The organism is Mycobacterium asiaticum (assembly GCF_001673635.1).
In the GTDB taxonomy this organism is placed as follows: Bacteria; Actinomycetota; Actinomycetes; order Mycobacteriales; family Mycobacteriaceae; genus Mycobacterium; species Mycobacterium asiaticum_C.
Genome location: NZ_LZMH01000035.1, coordinates 252081 through 268965 on the forward strand (window position 1 = coordinate 252081; position 16885 = coordinate 268965).

General features: G+C 69.2%; 14 protein-coding genes. 12 read left to right on the forward strand and 2 right to left on the reverse strand.

All coding sequences use genetic code 11. The annotated features are described in order from the left end of the window. Window positions 1–86 precede the first annotated feature (86 nt). The 8 genes from mqo (at window position 87) to A5645_RS09675 (ending at window position 10785) form a co-directional block, all read left to right on the forward strand. The gene (gene mqo, locus A5645_RS09640; protein ID WP_065129339.1) at window positions 87–1571 is read left to right on the forward strand and encodes a malate dehydrogenase (quinone); all 1485 of its coding nucleotides are present in this window, start codon (window positions 87–89) and stop codon (window positions 1569–1571) included. Window positions 1572–1644: 73 nt separating this feature from the next. Then, entirely contained in the window at window positions 1645–2115 is a 471-nt protein-coding gene (locus A5645_RS09645; protein WP_065034345.1) for a GNAT family N-acetyltransferase, read from the forward strand. Then, on the forward strand, window positions 2112–3959 hold the full coding sequence (locus A5645_RS09650) for a magnesium chelatase subunit D family protein (protein WP_065129340.1): 1848 nt from the start codon (window positions 2112–2114) through the stop codon (window positions 3957–3959). The genes A5645_RS09645 and A5645_RS09650 overlap by 4 nt, the downstream gene beginning before the upstream one ends. Window positions 3960–3975: 16 nt before the next feature. Next, window positions 3976–4590 carry a cob(I)yrinic acid a,c-diamide adenosyltransferase gene (gene cobO / locus A5645_RS09655; RefSeq protein WP_065129341.1) on the forward strand — a complete coding sequence of 205 codons (615 nt, stop codon included), beginning with the start codon at window positions 3976–3978 and terminating at the stop codon, window positions 4588–4590. Window positions 4591–4684: 94 nt separating this feature from the next. Next, the gene (locus tag A5645_RS09660) at window positions 4685–6067 is read left to right on the forward strand and encodes a cobyrinic acid a,c-diamide synthase CobB (protein ID WP_065129342.1); all 1383 of its coding nucleotides are present in this window, start codon (window positions 4685–4687) and stop codon (window positions 6065–6067) included. 9 nt (window positions 6068–6076) lie between these two features. After that, a complete protein-coding gene (gene cobA, locus A5645_RS09665) occupies window positions 6077–7303 on the forward strand; it encodes a uroporphyrinogen-III C-methyltransferase (protein ID WP_065129343.1) in 1227 nt (408 codons plus the stop codon). A gap of 22 nt (window positions 7304–7325) precedes the next feature. Then, on the forward strand, window positions 7326–8918 hold the full coding sequence (locus A5645_RS09670; RefSeq protein WP_065129344.1) for an MFS transporter: 1593 nt from the start codon (window positions 7326–7328) through the stop codon (window positions 8916–8918). Between the two features lie 118 nt (window positions 8919–9036). Next, entirely contained in the window at window positions 9037–10785 is a 1749-nt protein-coding gene (locus A5645_RS09675; protein WP_065129345.1) for a proline--tRNA ligase, read from the forward strand. On the opposite strand, the gene A5645_RS09680 is transcribed toward A5645_RS09675, so the two are convergent. Further along, the gene (locus tag A5645_RS09680) at window positions 10786–11274 is read right to left on the reverse strand and encodes a ferritin-like domain-containing protein (protein ID WP_065129346.1); all 489 of its coding nucleotides are present in this window, start codon (window positions 11272–11274) and stop codon (window positions 10786–10788) included. After that, entirely contained in the window at window positions 11271–11804 is a 534-nt protein-coding gene (locus tag A5645_RS09685; protein ID WP_065129380.1) for a hypothetical protein, read from the reverse strand. The genes A5645_RS09680 and A5645_RS09685 overlap by 4 nt, the downstream gene beginning before the upstream one ends. 129 nt (window positions 11805–11933) lie before the next feature. Here A5645_RS09685 and rimP point away from each other — a divergent pair, with 129 nt between their 5' ends. The 4 genes from rimP to infB all read left to right on the forward strand — a co-directional run bounded on the left by rimP (window position 11934) and on the right by infB (window position 16883). After that, window positions 11934–12476: a ribosome maturation factor RimP gene (rimP, locus tag A5645_RS09690; RefSeq protein ID WP_065129347.1), complete on the forward strand. Its 543-nt coding sequence runs from the start codon at window positions 11934–11936 to the stop codon at window positions 12474–12476. After that, window positions 12473–13510, forward strand: a complete 1038-nt coding sequence (nusA, locus tag A5645_RS09695; protein ID WP_065129348.1) for a transcription termination factor NusA — start codon at window positions 12473–12475, stop codon at window positions 13508–13510. The genes rimP and nusA overlap by 4 nt, the downstream gene beginning before the upstream one ends. Before the next feature lie 238 nt (window positions 13511–13748). Beyond that, window positions 13749–13988, forward strand: a complete 240-nt coding sequence (locus tag A5645_RS27000; RefSeq protein WP_436405480.1) for a YlxR family protein — start codon at window positions 13749–13751, stop codon at window positions 13986–13988. Between the two features lie 75 nt (window positions 13989–14063). Continuing rightward, window positions 14064–16883 carry a translation initiation factor IF-2 gene (infB, locus tag A5645_RS09700; RefSeq protein WP_065129349.1) on the forward strand — a complete coding sequence of 940 codons (2820 nt, stop codon included), beginning with the start codon at window positions 14064–14066 and terminating at the stop codon, window positions 16881–16883. The last annotated feature ends 2 nt before the right edge of the window (window positions 16884–16885 follow it).

A 16885-nucleotide genomic window follows, 5' to 3' on the forward strand; every position in this document is an offset into this window, starting at 1 on the left:
GCCGCCGGTCCGCCGCCCGGCGAGGGCGCCGCCACCGGCGATAACCTTGGTGAACCGCCACGCCTCGAGGAAGGACCGACCACCCGGTGGCAAAGCTGACCAGAACCGACGTCGTACTGGTGGGTGCCGGCATCATGAGCGCCACCCTGGGTGCGATTCTGCGGCGGCTGGAACCGGATTGGTCGATCACCGTCGTCGAGCGGCTGGACGGCGTCGGCGCGGAGAGCAGCGGTCCGTGGAACAACGCCGGCACCGGCCACGCGGGACTGTGCGAGATGAACTACACCCCGGCCCGGCCCAACGGATCGATCGACATCACCAAGGCGGTCTTCGTCAACGAGCAGTTCCAGGTCACCCGCCAGTTCTGGGCCTACGCGGCAGAGAACGGCGTCCTGACCGACGTCCGGGGTTTTCTGAACCGCGTTCCGCACGTGAGCTTTGTCCGCGGCGCGGCCGGGGTCTCCTATCTGCGCCGGCGCCGCGAGGCTCTGGTGCACAATCCGTTGTTCGCCCAAACCGAGTTGATCGAGGATCCCGACGAGTTCGCCCGTCGGTTGCCGCTGATGGCCGCCGAGCGGGATTTCACCGAACCGGTGGCCCTGAACTGGGCGGCCGACGGCACCGATGTCGACTTCGGTGCGCTGTCCAGGCAGCTGATCGGCTATTGCGCGCGCACCGGCGCGGCGGTGTGGTTCGGTCACGAGGTGCGCGACCTGTCCCGCCAGGGCGACGGCAGCTGGACGTTGACCGTGGTCAACCGCCGCACCGGGGACGAGCGCAAACTCAACGGCAAGTTCGTCTTCGTCGGTGCCGGCGGTGATGCGCTGCCCGTGCTGCAGAAAGCCGGCATCGCCGAGATCAAAGGCTTCGCCGGTTTTCCGATCGGCGGCCGGTTCCTGCGAGCCGCCCGCCCCGCGCTCACCTCGGCGCATCGAGCCAAGGTGTACGGCAGCCCCGCGCCGGGAGCGCCGCCGCTGGGTGCCCTGCATTTGGATCTGCGCTTCGTCAACGGCAGGCCGTGGCTGGTGTTCGGGCCCTACGCCGGATGGTCGCCGAAGTTCCTGAAGCACGGGCACTTCAGCGATCTGCCACGCTCGATCCGGCCCGACAACCTGGTGTCGATGCTCGGCGTCGGAGTGCGGGAGTTGACCCTGGTGAGCTATCTGATCGGCCAGCTGCGGCTCACCGGCCCCGGTCGCATTGCCGCACTGCGCGAATTCGTGCCTAGCGCGGTTGGTTCGGACTGGGAGCTGACGGTGGCCGGCCAGCGGGTGCAGGTGATTCGGCGGGACAAGGGCAACGGCGGGGTGCTGGAGTTCGGCACCACGATCGTGGGTGCGGCCGACGGCAGCATCGCCGGGCTGCTGGGCGGTTCGCCGGGAGCCTCGACCGCCGTCCCGGCGATGCTGGATGTGCTGCAACGGTGTTTCGCGGCGCGGTATCACTCGTGGTTGCCGACGCTGAAGGAGATCGTGCCGTCCCTGGGAGCCCAGTTGTCCGATGAGCCGGCGTTGTACGACGAACTGCGTTCGTGGACTGGCAAGGCTCTGCAGCTGGACGCGGCGGCATGACGCGCGCCGGCGACGATGCAGAGCGGAGCGATGCTGTGGGGGCACCTCCCGCTCGCGGGGGAGAGTGGCGCAGATGAGTGAAGCGTTGCGCCGCGTCTGGGCCAAAGACCTTGATGCGCAGATACTTTACGAATTGCTCAAGCTTCGGGTAGAGGTGTTCGTGGTCGAGCAGGCCTGCCCCTACCCCGAACTCGACGGGCGTGATCTGCTCGCCGAGACCCGGCACTTCTGGTTGGAAACGACTGAGGGAGAAGTCATTTGCACGCTGCGGTTGATGGAGGAACACGCCGGCGGGGAGAAGGTATTCCGGATCGGCCGGGTGTGCACTAAACGCACCGCCCGCAACCAGGGCCACGCCACCCGGTTACTGCGTGCCGCGCTCGCCGAGGTCGGCGACTACCCTTGCCGCATCGACGCGCAAAAGTACCTCAGTGACATGTACGCCCAGCACGGGTTCGTCCGTGACGGCGCCGATTTCCTCGACGACGGCATACCCCACGTGCCGATGCTCAAGCCCGGCACCGGGCCGGCGGGGGCGCGGTGAAGCCCTACCCGTTCAGCGCGATCGTCGGGCACGACCAGCTGCGCCTGGCGCTGCTGTTGTGTGCCGTACGCCCGGAGATCGGCGGGGCGTTGATCCGCGGCGAGAAGGGAACCGCGAAGTCGACGGCGGTGCGCGGGCTGGCCGCCTTGCTGTCGAGCGCGACCGGCACCGACGGCGCCGGGCTGGTCGAGATGCCGCTGGGCGCCACCGAGGACCGGGTGGTGGGTTCGCTGGACCTGCAGCGGGTACTGCGCGACGGCGAGCACGCCTTCTCGCCGGGTCTGCTGGCACGCGCCCACGGCGGCGTGCTCTACGTCGACGAGGTCAACCTGCTGCACGACCACCTGGTCGACATCCTGCTGGACGCCGCCGCGATGGGCCGGGTGCACATCGAACGGGACGGCATCTCCCATTCGCACGAGGCGCGCTTCGTGCTGATCGGGACCATGAATCCCGAAGAGGGCGAACTGCGTCCGCAACTGCTGGACCGGTTCGGCCTCACCGTCGATGTCCAGGCCTCCCGCGACGTCGACGTACGGGTGGAGGTGATCCGCCAGCGGATGGCGTATGAGGCCGACCCGGACGGATTCGCGGCGAGCTATGCCGACGCCGACACCGAACTGGCCCGGCGCATCGCCGCGGCCCGGGCGATCGTCGACGATATTATGCTGCCGGACAGCGAATTACGGCGCATCGCGGCGCTGTGCGCCGCGTTCGACGTCGACGGTATGCGGGCCGACCTGGTGGTGGCTCGCACGGCCGCGGCACATGCCGCGTGGCGCGGCGCGCACACCGTCGAGGAACAGGACATCCGGGTGGCGGCCGAGCTGGCGTTGCCGCATCGTCGCCGTCGGGACCCCTTTGACGAGCACGGCATCGACCGCGACCAGCTCGACGAAGCCTTGGCCCAGGCCGCCGCCGATGCCCAGCCCGAACCAGAACCAGAACCCGATCCCGACCCGCCCGGTGGTGGCCGCTCGGAAAACGCGGATTCACCCACGCAGCAACGGAATCCCCAAGACAGCCCACAGCCGCCAAGGCCCAGCGCGCCACCGTCGAAGGTGTTTCGCACCAAAGCGCTGACCGTCCCAGGAGTGGGTGAAGGCGCGCCCGGCCGGCGCTCGCGAGCCCGCAACGCCTCGGGGAGCGTGATCGCCGCCGCCGATCCCGCGGACCCCGACGGGCACGGTCTGCACCTGTTCGCCACGGTGTTGTCAGCGGCCGAAAATGCCTGCGCCGCCGGGCCGTTGGCGTTGCGCCCCAACGATCTGCGTCGCGCCGTCCGCGAAGGCCGGGAGGGCAACCTGGTGATCTTCGTCGTCGACGCGTCCGGCTCGATGGCCGCCCGGGACCGGATGGCGGCGGTCGGCGGGGCCACCTTGTCGTTGTTGCGCGATGCCTACCAGCGACGCGACAAGGTCGCGGTCATCACCTTTCGCGGGCACGCGGCCACGCTGCTGCTGCCCCCGACGTCTTCGGCGCACATCGCCGGGCGGCGGCTGGCCCGATTCGACACCGGCGGCAGGACGCCGCTGGCCGAGGGTCTGCTGGCCGCGCGCGAACTCGTGGTCCGGGAACGGGTGCGGGACCGGGCGCGGCGCCCGCTGGTCGTCGTGCTCACCGATGGTCGCGCGACCGCCGGCCCGGACCCGTTGAGCCGCAGTCGCATTGCGGCCAAGCGGCTGGTTGCCGAGGGTGCCGCCGCCGTGGTGGTGGACTGCGAGACGTCCTTCGTCCGGCTGGGACTGGCCGGACAGCTCGCCCGCCAATTGGGTGCGCCGGTGATGCGGCTCGAACAGCTGCACGCCGAGCAGCTGACCCGGGCCGTCCGCAGCGTGGCGTAGGGACCGGTAATCGACCATGCCGCAAGGGAATCCGATCGACATCCCGGACGACGGCCTGACCACCCGGGCCCGGCGCAACACGCCGGTGCTGGCCGTGCACACCGGCGACGGGAAAGGCAAGTCGACGGCCGCGTTCGGGATGGCGTTGCGCGCCTGGAACGCCGGCCTCAATGTCGCCGTCTTCCAGTTCGTCAAGAGCGCGAAGTGGAAGGTGGGCGAGGAGATGGCCTTTCGGCGCCTGGGCGAGCTGCACAATCAGCTGGGCGTGGGCGGCGCGGTGGAGTGGCACAAGATGGGTGCCGGCTGGTCCTGGTCGCGCAAGCACGGTAGCGAGGTCGACCACGCGGCCGCGGCCGCCGACGGCTGGGCGGAGATCGCGCACCGATTGTCCGAGCAGCGCCACGACTATTATGTGCTCGACGAGTTCACCTACCCGCTGAAGTGGGGTTGGGTGGACGTCGACGACGTGGTGCGGACCCTGATCGACCGGCCCGGCCATCAGCACGTGGTGATCACCGGCCGCGACTCCCCGCCACAACTGACCGACGCCGCCGACCTGGTGACCGAGATGACCAAGCGCAAGCACCCGATGGATGCCGGCCGCAAAGGTCAGAAGGGCATCGAGTGGTGAGAGTGCGGCGTGGTGCTCCCGAGGGTGCGTGTCTGCACGGCGACACGCCGCGTTACTTGGCACTCCGCGCACCCTCGCGCCATCGGGGCGTCCGGTGGTAAGCACGCCGGCCGTCGTCCTCGCCGCACCGGCCTCCGGCAGCGGAAAGACAACGGTGGCAACGGGTTTGATCGGCGCACTGCGCCAGGCCGGGCACCGGGTGGCGCCGTTCAAGGTCGGTCCGGACTTCATCGACCCCGGCTACCACACCCTGGCCGCGGGCCGACCCGGTCGCAACCTGGACCCGGTGCTGGTGGGGGAGCGGCTGATCGGCCCGCTGTTCCAGCACGGCACCCGGGGCACCGACATCGCGGTGATCGAAGGCGTGATGGGACTTTTCGACGGTCGCATCGGCGAGGTCTCGACCGGGCCGGCGCAGGGTTCTACCGCCCACGTCGCGGGCCTGCTGCGGGCGCCGGTGATCCTGGTTGTCGACGCGCGCGGTCAGAGCCACAGCATCGGAGCACTGCTGCACGGCTTTTCCACCTTCGACGCCCAAACCCGGATCGGCGGCGTGATCCTCAACCGGGTCGGCTCGGCCCGGCACGAGCAGGTGCTGCGGCAAGCGTGCGAGCAGGCCGGTGTCCCGGTCCTGGGCGCGATTCCCCGCAACGACGAACTGGAACTCCCGACGAGATATCTGGGGCTGGTCACCGCGGTGGAGTACGGCCGCCACGCCCAGCAGGCGATCGAGGCGATGACCGCGCTGGTGGCCCGGCACGTCGACCTGGGCGCGGTCCTGGCGACCGCCGGGAGCAGGGTCGACGACCCGCCGTGGGACCCGACAGGCGCGGTCGGCGACATCGCCACCGATCGGCGCCCCGTCGTCGCGCTGGCGGCCGGAAAGGCATTCAGCTTCGGCTACGCCGAGCACGCGGAGTTGCTGCAAGCCACCGGCGCCGAGGTCACCGAATTCGACCCGCTGAGCGAAGCCCTGCCCGACGGCACCGACGCGGTGCTGCTGCCCGGCGGGTTTCCCGAGCAGTTCGCCGCGGAACTGTCCGCCAACGACACCGCCCGACGGCAGATCGCCGAACTGGCGGCCGCCGGTGCGCCCGTGCACGCCGAATGCGCGGGCCTGATCTACCTGGCGGCCGAACTCGACGGACACCCGATGTGCGGGGTGCTGGAAGGATCGGCGCGCTTCACCCAGCACCTCAACCTGGGTTACCGCGACGCGGTCGCGGTGGCCGAATCATCGCTGTACTCGGCCGGCGAGCGGGTGGTGGGACACGAATTCCACCGCACCGCAGTCACATTCACCGGCAGCTACCAGCCGGCCTGGGTGTACCGGGGCCAACAGGTGGACCGGGTCCGCGACGGTGCGGTGCACCGCGGCGTGCACGCGTCGTATCTGCACACCCATCCGGCGGCGACGCCGGGTGCCGTCGCGCGCTTCGTCTCGCACGCCGCTAGCCACAGCGCGGTAGAACATTAAACTTGCCCGGTGACCGAGAGCCCCTACCTGGTGGGACTGCGACTTGCCGGCCGGAAGGTCGTGGTCGTCGGCGGGGGCAGCGTCGCGCAGCGCCGACTACCGCTGCTGATCGCCAGCGGCGCCGACGTGCACGTCATCTCCCGAAGCGCCACCCGTTCCGTCGAGGCGATGGACGGGATCACCCTGTCGCTGCGTGAGTACGCCGACGGCGACCTGGACGGCGCCTGGTACGCGCTGGCCGCCACCAATGACCCCGACGTCAACGCGGCGATCGTCGCCGAGGCAGAACGCTCCCGCATCTTCTGCGTCCGGGCCGACATCGCCGTCGAGGGCACCGCGGTCACCCCGGCGTCGTTCGAGTACGCCGGGCTGTCGGTGGGCGTGCTGGCCGGCGGTGAGCACCGGCGTTCTGCGGCCATCCGCTCGGCGATCCGCGAGGCCCTGCAGACGGGCGTGATCACTCCGGACGGACAGGTCGGATCCGAAGTCGTCCGAGGCGGCGTCGCTCTGGTCGGCGGCGGGCCGGGGGACCCCGAGCTGATCACCGTCCGCGGCCGCCGACTGCTCGCGCAGGCCGACGTGGTGGTCGCCGACCGGCTGGCGCCACCGGAACTGCTGGCCGAATTGGGGCCCCACGTCGAGGTGATCGACGCCGCCAAGATTCCATACGGCCGGGCCATGGCCCAGGACGCCATCAACGCCGTCCTGGTCGAACGGGCCCGCGCTGGCAAGTTCGTGGTCCGCCTCAAGGGGGGCGACCCGTTCGTGTTCGCGAGGGGCTACGAGGAAGTGCTGGCGTGTGCCGAAGCGGGGATTCCGGTGACCGTGGTGCCAGGTGTGACCAGCGCCATAGCGGTGCCCGCTCTGGCCGGCGTTCCGGTCACGCATCGGGCCACAAATCACGAGTTCGTGGTGGTCAGCGGCCATTTGGCGCCCGACCATCCCGAATCGTTAGTCAATTGGGATGCTTTAGCAGCAATGTCCGGCACCATCGTTTTGCTGATGGCGGTCGAACGCATCGAACTCTTCGTCGCCGCACTGCTAAAAGGCGGCCGACCTGCGGATACTCCGGTTTTGGTGGTGCAACACGGGACGACGCCCGCGCAACAAACGTTGCGGACAAGGTTGGCTGACACGCCGGAGCGGGTACGTGCAGAGGGGATCCGACCTCCCGCAATCATCGTTATCGGCCCAGTGGCGGGCCTCACTGCCGCTGAGGCTTTAAACAATTCTTAAGATTACTGTAAGGTAACCTGCTATGACGGCTCTCAACGACTCAGAGCGCGCGGTTCACACTTGGACCGAGGGGCGCTCAGAACGTTCGGCCCAGGAGCGTCCCGCGCGTTCGGTGGAGACCCCTTTGCAGCGCTTGAGCAGGTATTATCCGGCGTGGATGCCTTCCTACCGCTTCATCGCGGCGGTCATCGCGATCGGCGGGATGCAGCTGCTGGCCACCATGGACAGCACGGTCGCGATCGTGGCGCTTCCTAAGATTCAGGACGAGCTCAGCCTGTCCGATGCCGGCCGCAGCTGGGTGATTACCGCCTATGTGCTGACCTTCGGTGGGCTGATGCTGCTCGGTGGGCGCCTCGGCGACACCATCGGGCGCAAGCGCACCTTCATCGTCGGTGTCGCCCTGTTCACCATTTCCTCGGTGCTGTGCGCGGTGGCGTGGGACGAAGTGACCATGGTCATCGCCCGGCTCTCACAGGGCATCGGGTCGGCCATCGCCTCGCCCACCGGACTGGCGCTGGTCGCCACGACATTCCCCAAGGGGCCTGCCCGTAACGCCGCAACCGCGGTGTTCGCCGCGATGACCGCCATCGGTTCGGTGATGGGTCTGGTGGTCGGCGGATTCCTGACCGAGTACTCCTGGCGGCTGGCCTTCCTGGTCAACGTCCCGATCGGTCTGGTGATGATCTATCTGGCCCGCACCGCGCTGCGCGAGACCAACCGCGAGCGGATGAAGCTCGACGCGGCCGGGGCCATGCTGGCCACCCTGGCCTGCACCGCCGCCGTATTCGCCTTCTCCATCGGCCCGGAAAAGGGCTGGATCTCGGTCACCACCATCGGCTCGGGCGTCGTTGCGCTGGCCGCGGCCATCGCCTTCGCCATCGTGGAACGCACCGCCGAAAACCCGGTGATCCCGTTCGGCCTCTTCCGCGACCGCAACCGGTTGGTCACCTTCGGTGCCATCTTCCTGGCCGGTGGCGTCATGTTCAGCCTGACCGTGTCCATCGGCCTGTACGTGCAGGACATCCTGGGCTACAGCGCGCTGCGCGCAGGTGTCGGCTTCATCCCGTTCGTCATCGCGATGGGCATCGGCCTCGGGATCTCCTCGCAGCTGGTGTCCCGATTCTCGCCGCGCGTGCTGACGATCGGCGGCGGCTGGTTGCTGCTGGGGGCGATGCTCTACGGCTCGTTCTGCATGCACCGCGGTGCGCCGTACTTCCCCAACCTGGTGTTGCCCATCGTCGTCGGCGGTATCGGGATTGGCATGGTGGTCGTGCCGCTGACCCTGTCGGCCATTGCGGGCGTCGGCTTCGACCAGATCGGTCCGGTCTCGGCCATGACGCTGATGCTGCAGAGCCTCGGTGGGCCGTTGGTGCTGGCCGTCATCCAGGCCGTGATCACGTCGCGCACGCTCTACCTCGGTGGAATCACCGGCCCGGTCAAGTTCATGAACGAAGCCCAGTTGCTCGCTCTCGACAAGGGCTACACCTACGGCCTGCTGTGGGTGGCCGGCACGGCGGTGATCGTCGGCTGTGCGGCGCTGTTCATCGGTTATACGCCGGAACAGGTTGCGCACGCGCAGGAAGTCAAGGAAGCGATCGACGCCGGGGAGCTCTAGCTTCCCGCGCGGCTTACCCCGAGCTTTCGCTGAACGTCACGCTGGCGTGGCGTCCGCTGCCGGCTGCCACGCTGGCGTGACGTTCGCCGCACCAACCCGCCCGCTAGGCTTGCCGCCTGTGATCACCCGGATGTCCGAGCTGTTCCTGCGCACGCTGCGCGACGACCCCGCCGACGCGGAAGTGCCCAGTCACAAACTGTTGATCCGCGCGGGATACGTCCGGCCGATCGCGCCCGGGTTGTACAGCTGGTTGCCGCTGGGCCTGCGCGTCCTACGCAACATCGAGCGCATCGTGCGCGAGGAGATGAACGCGATCGGCGGCCAGGAGATCCTGTTTCCCGCCCTGCTGCCGCGTGCGCCTTACGAGACGACGAACCGCTGGACCGAGTACGGCGACGGCGTGTTCCGGCTCAAAGACCGTCGCGGCAACGACTACCTGCTCGGACCCACCCACGAGGAGCTGTTCACCCTGACTGTCAAGGGCGAATACAGCTCTTACAAGGACTTTCCGCTGACCCTCTACCAAATTCAGACCAAGTACCGCGACGAGGCGCGGCCCCGCGCCGGGATTCTGCGGGGCCGCGAGTTCGTGATGAAGGACTCCTATTCGTTCGATATCGACGCCGCCGGCCTCAAGTCCTCCTATCACGCGCACCGGGAGGCCTATCAGCGCATGTTCGACCGGCTGCGGGTGCGTTACGTCATCGTCTCGGCGGTCTCGGGTGCGATGGGTGGCAGCGCCTCCGAGGAGTTTCTGGCCGAAAGCCCGATCGGCGAGGACACCTTCGTGCGCTGCCTGGAATCCGGGTACGCGGCCAACGTCGAGGCGGTCATCACCGCCCAACCCGAGGCAAAACCCGTCGACGGTCTGCCCGAGGCGCAAATCCACGACACCGGCGACACACCGACCATCGCCACCCTGGTGGCCTGGGCCAACGAGGCCGGCCTGGGCCGGACCGTCACCGCCGCGGACACCCTCAAGAATGTCCTGGTCAAGGTGCGCCAGCCCGGCGGGGACTGGGAATTGCTCGCGATCGGGGTGCCCGGCGACCGCGATATCGACGACAAGCGCCTGAGCGCGGCGCTGGAGCCGGCCGAGTACGCCCTGCTCGACGACGCCGACTTCGCTCGTTACCCGTTTCTGGTCAAGGGTTACATCGGCCCGAAAGCGCTGCGCGACAACGAAGTTCGCTACCTTGTCGACCCGCGTGTGGTGGATGGCAGCAGCTGGATCACCGGCGCGGACTCACCCGGCCGCCATGTCGTCGGGCTGGTGGCCGGCCGCGACTTCTCCGCCGACGGCACCATCGAAGCAGCCGAGGTGCGGGAGGGCGATCCTTCGCCCGACGGCGCCGGCCCGCTGGTCATGGCGCGGGGCATCGAGATCGGCCACATCTTCCAGCTCGGCCGCAAGTACACCGACGCCTTCACCGCCGATGTGCTCGGCGAGGACGGCAAACCGGTCCGGCTGACCATGGGCTCCTACGGCATCGGGGTGTCACGCCTGGTGGCCGTCGTCGCCGAACAACACCACGACGAGCTCGGGCTGCGCTGGCCGTCCTCGGTCGCGCCGTTCGACGTGCACCTGGTGATCGCCAACAAGGACCCCGAAGCGCGCCTGGGCGCGGCCAAGCTGGCCGCCGACCTGGACAAGGTGGGTGTCGAGGTGCTGCTGGACGACCGCACCGCATCGCCGGGGGTGAAGTTCAAGGACGCCGAGTTGCTCGGCATGCCGTGGATCGTGGTGGTGGGCCGCGGGTGGGCGGACGGCCGGATCGAGCTGCGCGACCGGTTCAGCGGCCAGACGACCGAGCTTGCCGTCAACGATGCGCTGGTGACCGATCTGTTGGCCGCCATCAGCGGCTGACTACTCGTTGCCGCCCGGGAAAGGCGCTGTGATCGGCCAACCGCCGAGCACCTTGTTCCAGCGGGAGGCCATCACCGCGCTCTGGCTCAGCGCAGTGGAGGCGAAGGCGCGGTCGTCGGCGGAGTCGGCGTACTCCACGACGGCCCGCCATGCCGTCGCGCCGTCGTTCTCCATCCGCGCCGCCAGCCGCGCGGCCTCGGCGGGGGAGCCCACCGGTGACGGCAACTGGTAGCCGGGCGCGGCGACGACAGCGGTGGCCTTGCGTGCGGTCAGCATGGCGATGACGTCGTCGCGGCGCTGGCGATGCTGATTGAGTGCCTCCACCACCAGGTCGTTGACGCTGGGTGGCGACATCGCCGACACGATGCCGTAGCCGTAGATGGTGGCGTGCTCGACGGACAGCGCGTCGTTCAGTGCCGTGATGTCGGCGTCTTTGCCGGCGGGGGAACGTTTCGGGCTGGCGCCGAAGCTGGGTTCCGACGACGTCATATCGACGGCCCTCCGGGCACCAGCGCCACCTCGTAGGAGGCGGTGCAGGACGCAACGATTGAGGCCAGCAGCCCTGCTCGGTACCCCGACATCGTGGCCACCAGGCGATTCGCGTCCTCGGCGGACTTACGCAGCGAGTCGATGACGTCCGACACCGGCGGCGGGGGCGGCGGCGGAGCCTCCGGATCGGTGGAGGTGGTCGTGGTCGAACTGCTCGTCTCGCTGGTCGACGACACCAACTTGCCCGCAGCCCGCGCGACCTCGGTGGCCAGCGCCCGGGCGTGCGCTGCGCGCTGGGAGGCCACCACGCTCAGCGCGGCGGCAACCTGGGGCGGGCTGCCGATGGCTCCAGCGGCCGCCGTCGCCAGCGCGCTGTCGCGGCGGGCCTGCTCCAGCGGGCCTAACAACTCCTCGACAGCCGGGGGTTTGGGGGCGGGCTCGCCACACGCGGTGGCCACCACCCCAAGTGCGAGAGCGGCACCACCGGCGAGCACACCCCGCCTGCTGATGACGGGTACTGCTCTGGGCACGCCCCACATCCTGCCATCACCGCGTCGCGGGAGAACGCCTGCCACGATCACGGTGTCATTGCCCGATCCTGGCGTATCGTTGGTAGCTGGCTCGCCAGTGACCGGACAACTTCAGATGAGGAGCTCGCCGTGACCACCGGGCTACCGTCGCAGACGCAGGTGATCGAGCTACTCAGTGGTGAGTTCGCGCGCGCCGGCTACGAGATCGAAGACGTGGTCATCGACAGCCGCACCCGTCCGCCACGGATCACTGTGATTGCGGACGGCGACACGGGCCTGGACCTGGACACCATCGCCGACCTGTCCCGCTCGGCATCGACTTTGCTGGACGACCTCGCCGACGCGAGCCCCCAGTACGTCCTCGAGGTCAGCTCACCCGGCGTGGAGCGCCCCCTGACCAGTGAGAAGCATTTCCGGCGCGCCCGCGGCCGCAAGGTCGCACTGGCGCTTTCCGACGGCACCGAGCTGTCCGGCCGCATCGGCGAGACGCGGGACGGCGTGACGGCGCTGGTCATCCGGCAGGGCCGCGATTGGGCCGTGCGTGAGATCGCGCTCGCTGACGTCACGAACGCGGTCGTCCAGGTCGAGTTTTCGCCACCCGCACAAGCAGAGCTGGAGCTGGCGCAGCCGGCTCAGGCGGGTGGGGGCGCTGAGACGGAGGCCGACACATGAACATCGACATGGCCGCGCTGCACGCGATCGAGGTGGACCGGGGCATCTCGGTCAACGAATTGCTGGAAACCATCAAGTCCGCGCTGCTCACCGCCTACCGGCACACTCAAGGCCACCAGACCGACGCCCGCATCGAGATCGACCGCAAGAGCGGGGTGGTGCGCGTCATTGCCCGCGAGACCGACGAAAACGGCAACCTGATCAGCGAGTGGGACGACACTCCGGAGGGGTTCGGCCGCATCGCCGCCACGACCGCCCGCCAGGTGATGCTGCAGCGTTTCCGCGACGCCGAGAACGAGCGCACCTTCGGTGAGTTCTCCACCCGCGAAGGTGAGATCGTGGCCGGCGTCATCCAGCGCGACAGCCGTGCGAACGCCCGCGGTCTGGTGGTCGTCCGGATGGGCACCGAAGCCAAGGCCTCTGAGGGCGTCATTCCGGCGGCCGAACAGGTGCCGGGGGAGAGCTACGAACACGGCAACCGGCTGCGCTGTTATGTCGTCGGGGTGAGCCGTGGCTCCCGCGAGCCGCTGATCACGCTGTCGCGCACCCACCCCAATCTGGTGCGCAAGCTGTTCTCGCTGGAAGTGCCGGAGATCGCCGACGGGTCGGTCGAGATCGTGGCGGTCGCCCGCGAGGCCGGCCACCGATCCAAGATCGCCGTGACATCGCGGGTGCCCGGGCTCAATGCGAAGGGCGCCTGCATCGGCCCGATGGGACAGCGGGTCCGCAATGTGATGAGCGAGTTGTCCGGCGAGAAGATCGACATCATCGATTACGACGAGGACCCGGCCCGCTTCGTCGCGAACGCGTTGTCGCCGGCCAAGGTGGTGTCGGTGTCGGTGATTGACCAGACCGCCCGTGCCGCCCGCGTGGTGGTGCCCGACTTCCAGTTGTCGCTGGCCATCGGTAAGGAGGGGCAAAACGCGCGGCTGGCCGCGCGGCTGACCGGATGGCGCATCGATATTCGTGGCGACGCGCCCGGCCAGTCCGCCGGGCACCCCGAACACGGCGCCAGCCACGGGATGACCCACTAATCTCTGGCCGAGCAGACGCAAGAGCCCCCGACACGCCGTGTGATTGGGAGCTTTTGCGTCTGCTCGCGCATTCGGCGCACGGGCGGTTCGGACTGAAGTCCGAGTGACGCTAGACTTAGCCGTGATCCAGCGCGAGCCTTCGGCCTCGGCGCGCAGACGCCCGGACAACCCCAGCGGACCCGTGCGGACGTGCGTCGGATGCCGGAAGCGAGAGTTGGCCGTCGAACTGCTTCGAGTGGTGGCCTCGTCTACGGGGAACGGCAGCTACGCCGTAATCGTTGACACGGCCAGAAGCCTGCCGGGGCGAGGTGCATGGCTGCATCCCGCGCCGCAGTGCGTACAACAAGCGAATCGGCGGCGGGCTTTCAACCGCGCGCTGCGCATCACCGGTTCACCGGATACATCCGCGGTGGTCGAGCAGGTGAGCTCGTCCCACGGCGCAACAGAACAGGTAGCAACGAACATGAGCACACCGTGAAGTCCCGATGACCATGTGTCATAGCTAAACCCGAGGCGCGGCCCACTGACTGTCGCCTCTTAGACAGGAGATGTAGTGGCAGGTAAGGCCCGCGTACACGAGTTAGCCAAGGAACTCGGTGTCACCAGCAAGGAAGTCCTCGCCCGACTTAATGAACAGGGCGAATTCGTCAAATCCGCGTCGTCGACGGTAGAAGCGCCGGTTGCCCGGCGCCTTCGCGAGTCGTTCGGCGGCGGTAAGCCGGCCGCCAAGGGTCCCGCGGCCGGTCCGCAAGGCAAGGCCCCCGAGAAGGCCGGTCCGGTCCCCGGCGCAGCCAAGGCCGATTCGGCCCTGGACCGCGCGCTCGACAAGGCGATCGACCCGACCGGCAACGGCGCGTCGACCAGCGCACCGGCCAAGCCCGCCGCCCCCGGTCGGCCGGGCGGTGCCGCGCCCGCCAGTCCGGTGGCCCCGGCCGCCAGCGCCGCCAAGCCCGCGGCCCCGGCGCCCCCGACGCCCCGACCGGCGGCTCCGACCCCCGGTCAGCCGGCCAGCCCACAGGCCCCGCAGCCCGGCATGACGCCCGGACCGCGTCCGGGACCGGCCCCCAAACCCGGCGTGCGCACCCCGCGCGTCGGTAACAATCCATTCTCGTCGGCGCAGCCCGTCGACCGGCCGATCCCGCGTCCGCACCCGCAGGCTCCGCGCCCCGGCGCACCCCGGCCGGGCGCGCCCCGGCCCGGCGGTGCCTCGCCCGGCAGCATGCCGCCGCGTCCCGGTGGCGCCGCCGGCGGTCCCCGTCCGGCGCGCGCCGGCGGCCCGCGTCCCGGCGGTGCCCGCCCCGGTGGTCCCGGCGGACGTGACGGCGGCGGCGGCGGTAACTACCGCGGTGGCGGCGGCGTCGGAGCAGCACCCGGCGGCGCCGGCGGCAATTACCGCGGTCGTCCCGGTGGCGGTGGCCCCGGCGGTGGGGGTGGACGCCCCGGTCAGCGCGGTGGCGCGGCCGGCGCGTTCGGGCGTCCGGGTGGTGCGCCGCGGCGTGGCCGCAAGTCGAAGCGGGCGAAGCGCGCCGAGTACGAGAACATGCAGGCGCCGGTCGTCGGCGGCGTGCGGTTGCCGCACGGCAACGGCGAGACCATCCGGCTGGCCCGGGGCGCCTCGCTGTCCGACTTCGCCGACAAGATCAACGCCAACCCGGCCTCGCTGGTGCAGGCGTTGTTCAACCTCGGCGAGATGGTGACGGCCACCCAATCGGTGGGCGACGAGACGCTCGAGCTGCTGGGCAGCGAGATGAACTACAACGTTCAGGTCGTCAGCCCCGAGGACGAGGACCGCGAACTGCTCGAGTCCTTCGACCTGACCTACGGCGAAGACGAGGGCGGCGAGGAAGACCTGCAGACCCGTCCGCCGGTGGTGACCGTGATGGGTCACGTCGACCACGGTAAGACGCGCCTGTTGGACACCATCCGTAAGGCCAGCGTCCGCGAGGGCGAGGCCGGCGGCATCACCCAGCACATCGGTGCCTACCAGGTTGCCGTCGATCTGGACGGCAACGAGCGGCTCATCACCTTCATCGACACCCCCGGTCACGAGGCGTTCACCGCCATGCGGGCCCGCGGGGCCAAGGCCACCGACATCGCGATCCTGGTGGTCGCGGCCGACGACGGCGTGATGCCGCAGACGGTTGAGGCCATCAACCACGCGCAGGCCGCGGATGTGCCGATTGTGGTGGCGGTCAACAAGATCGACAAGGAAGGCGCCGACCCGGCCAAGATCCGCGGCCAGCTCACCGAATACGGTTTGGTGGCAGAGGATTTCGGTGGCGACACGATGTTCGTCGACATCTCGGCCAAGCAGGGCACCAACATCGAGGCACTGCTCGAGGCGGTGCTGCTGACCGCCGACGCGGCGTTGGACCTGCGTGCCAACCCCGACATGGAAGCCCAGGGTGTGGCCATCGAGGCGCACCTGGACCGCGGTCGCGGGCCGGTGGCCACCGTGCTGATCCAGCGCGGCACCCTGCGGGTCGGCGACTCGGTGGTGGCCGGCGACGCGTACGGCCGCGTGCGGCGCATGGTCGACGAGCACGGCGACGACGTCGAGGAGGCGTTGCCGTCGCGGCCGGTGCAGGTCATCGGGTTCACCTCGGTGCCCGGCGCCGGTGACAACTTCCTGGTTGTCGACGAGGACCGCATCGCCCGCCAGATCGCCGACCGGCGCAGTGCTCGCAAGCGCAACGCCCTGGCGGCGCGCAGTCGCAAGCGCATCAGCCTGGAGGACCTGGACTCGGCGCTGAAGGAAACCAGTCAGCTGAACCTGATCCTCAAGGGCGACAACGCCGGTACGGTCGAGGCGCTCGAAGAGGCCTTGATGGGGATCGAGATCGACGACGAGGTGCAGCTGCGCGTCATCGACCGCGGCGTCGGTGGCATCACCGAAACCAACGTGAACCTGGCGTCGGCTTCGGACGCGGTGATCATCGGCTTCAACGTGCGCGCCGAAGGCAAGGCGACGGAGCTGGCCAACCGCGAAGGCGTGGACATCCGGTACTACTCGGTGATCTACCAGGCGATCGACGAGATCGAGAAGGCCCTGCGCGGCATGCTCAAGCCGATCTACGAGGAGAACCAGCTGGGCCGCGCGGAGATCCGCGCGATCTTCCGGTCCTCGAAGGTGGGCATCATCGCCGGTTGCATGATCACCTCGGGTGTGGTGCGCCGCAACGCCAAGGCGCGATTGCTGCGGGACAACATCGTGGTCACCGAGAACCTGACGATCAACTCGCTGCGGCGGGAGAAGGACGACGTCACCGAGGTCCGCGAAGGTTTCGAGTGCGGTCTGACGCTGGGGTACTCCGACATCAAGGAAGGCGACATCATCGAGTCCTTCGAGCTCGTGCAAAAGGAACGGTCGTGACC

Bases quoted from the DNA above. Each gene is read 5' to 3' on its own strand.
- A5645_RS09670 (WP_065129344.1), top strand. From the start codon at position 7,326: ATGACGGCTCTCAACGACTCAGAGCGCGCGGTTCACACTTGGACCGAG.
- cobO (WP_065129341.1), top strand. From the start codon at position 3,976: ATGCCGCAAGGGAATCCGATCGACATCCCGGACGACGGCCTGACCACC.
- nusA (WP_065129348.1), top strand. From the start codon at position 12,473: ATGAACATCGACATGGCCGCGCTGCACGCGATCGAGGTGGACCGGGGC.
- A5645_RS09645 (WP_065034345.1), top strand. From the start codon at position 1,645: ATGAGTGAAGCGTTGCGCCGCGTCTGGGCCAAAGACCTTGATGCGCAG.
- A5645_RS09680 (WP_065129346.1), bottom strand. From the start codon at position 11,274: ATGACGTCGTCGGAACCCAGCTTCGGCGCCAGCCCGAAACGTTCCCCC.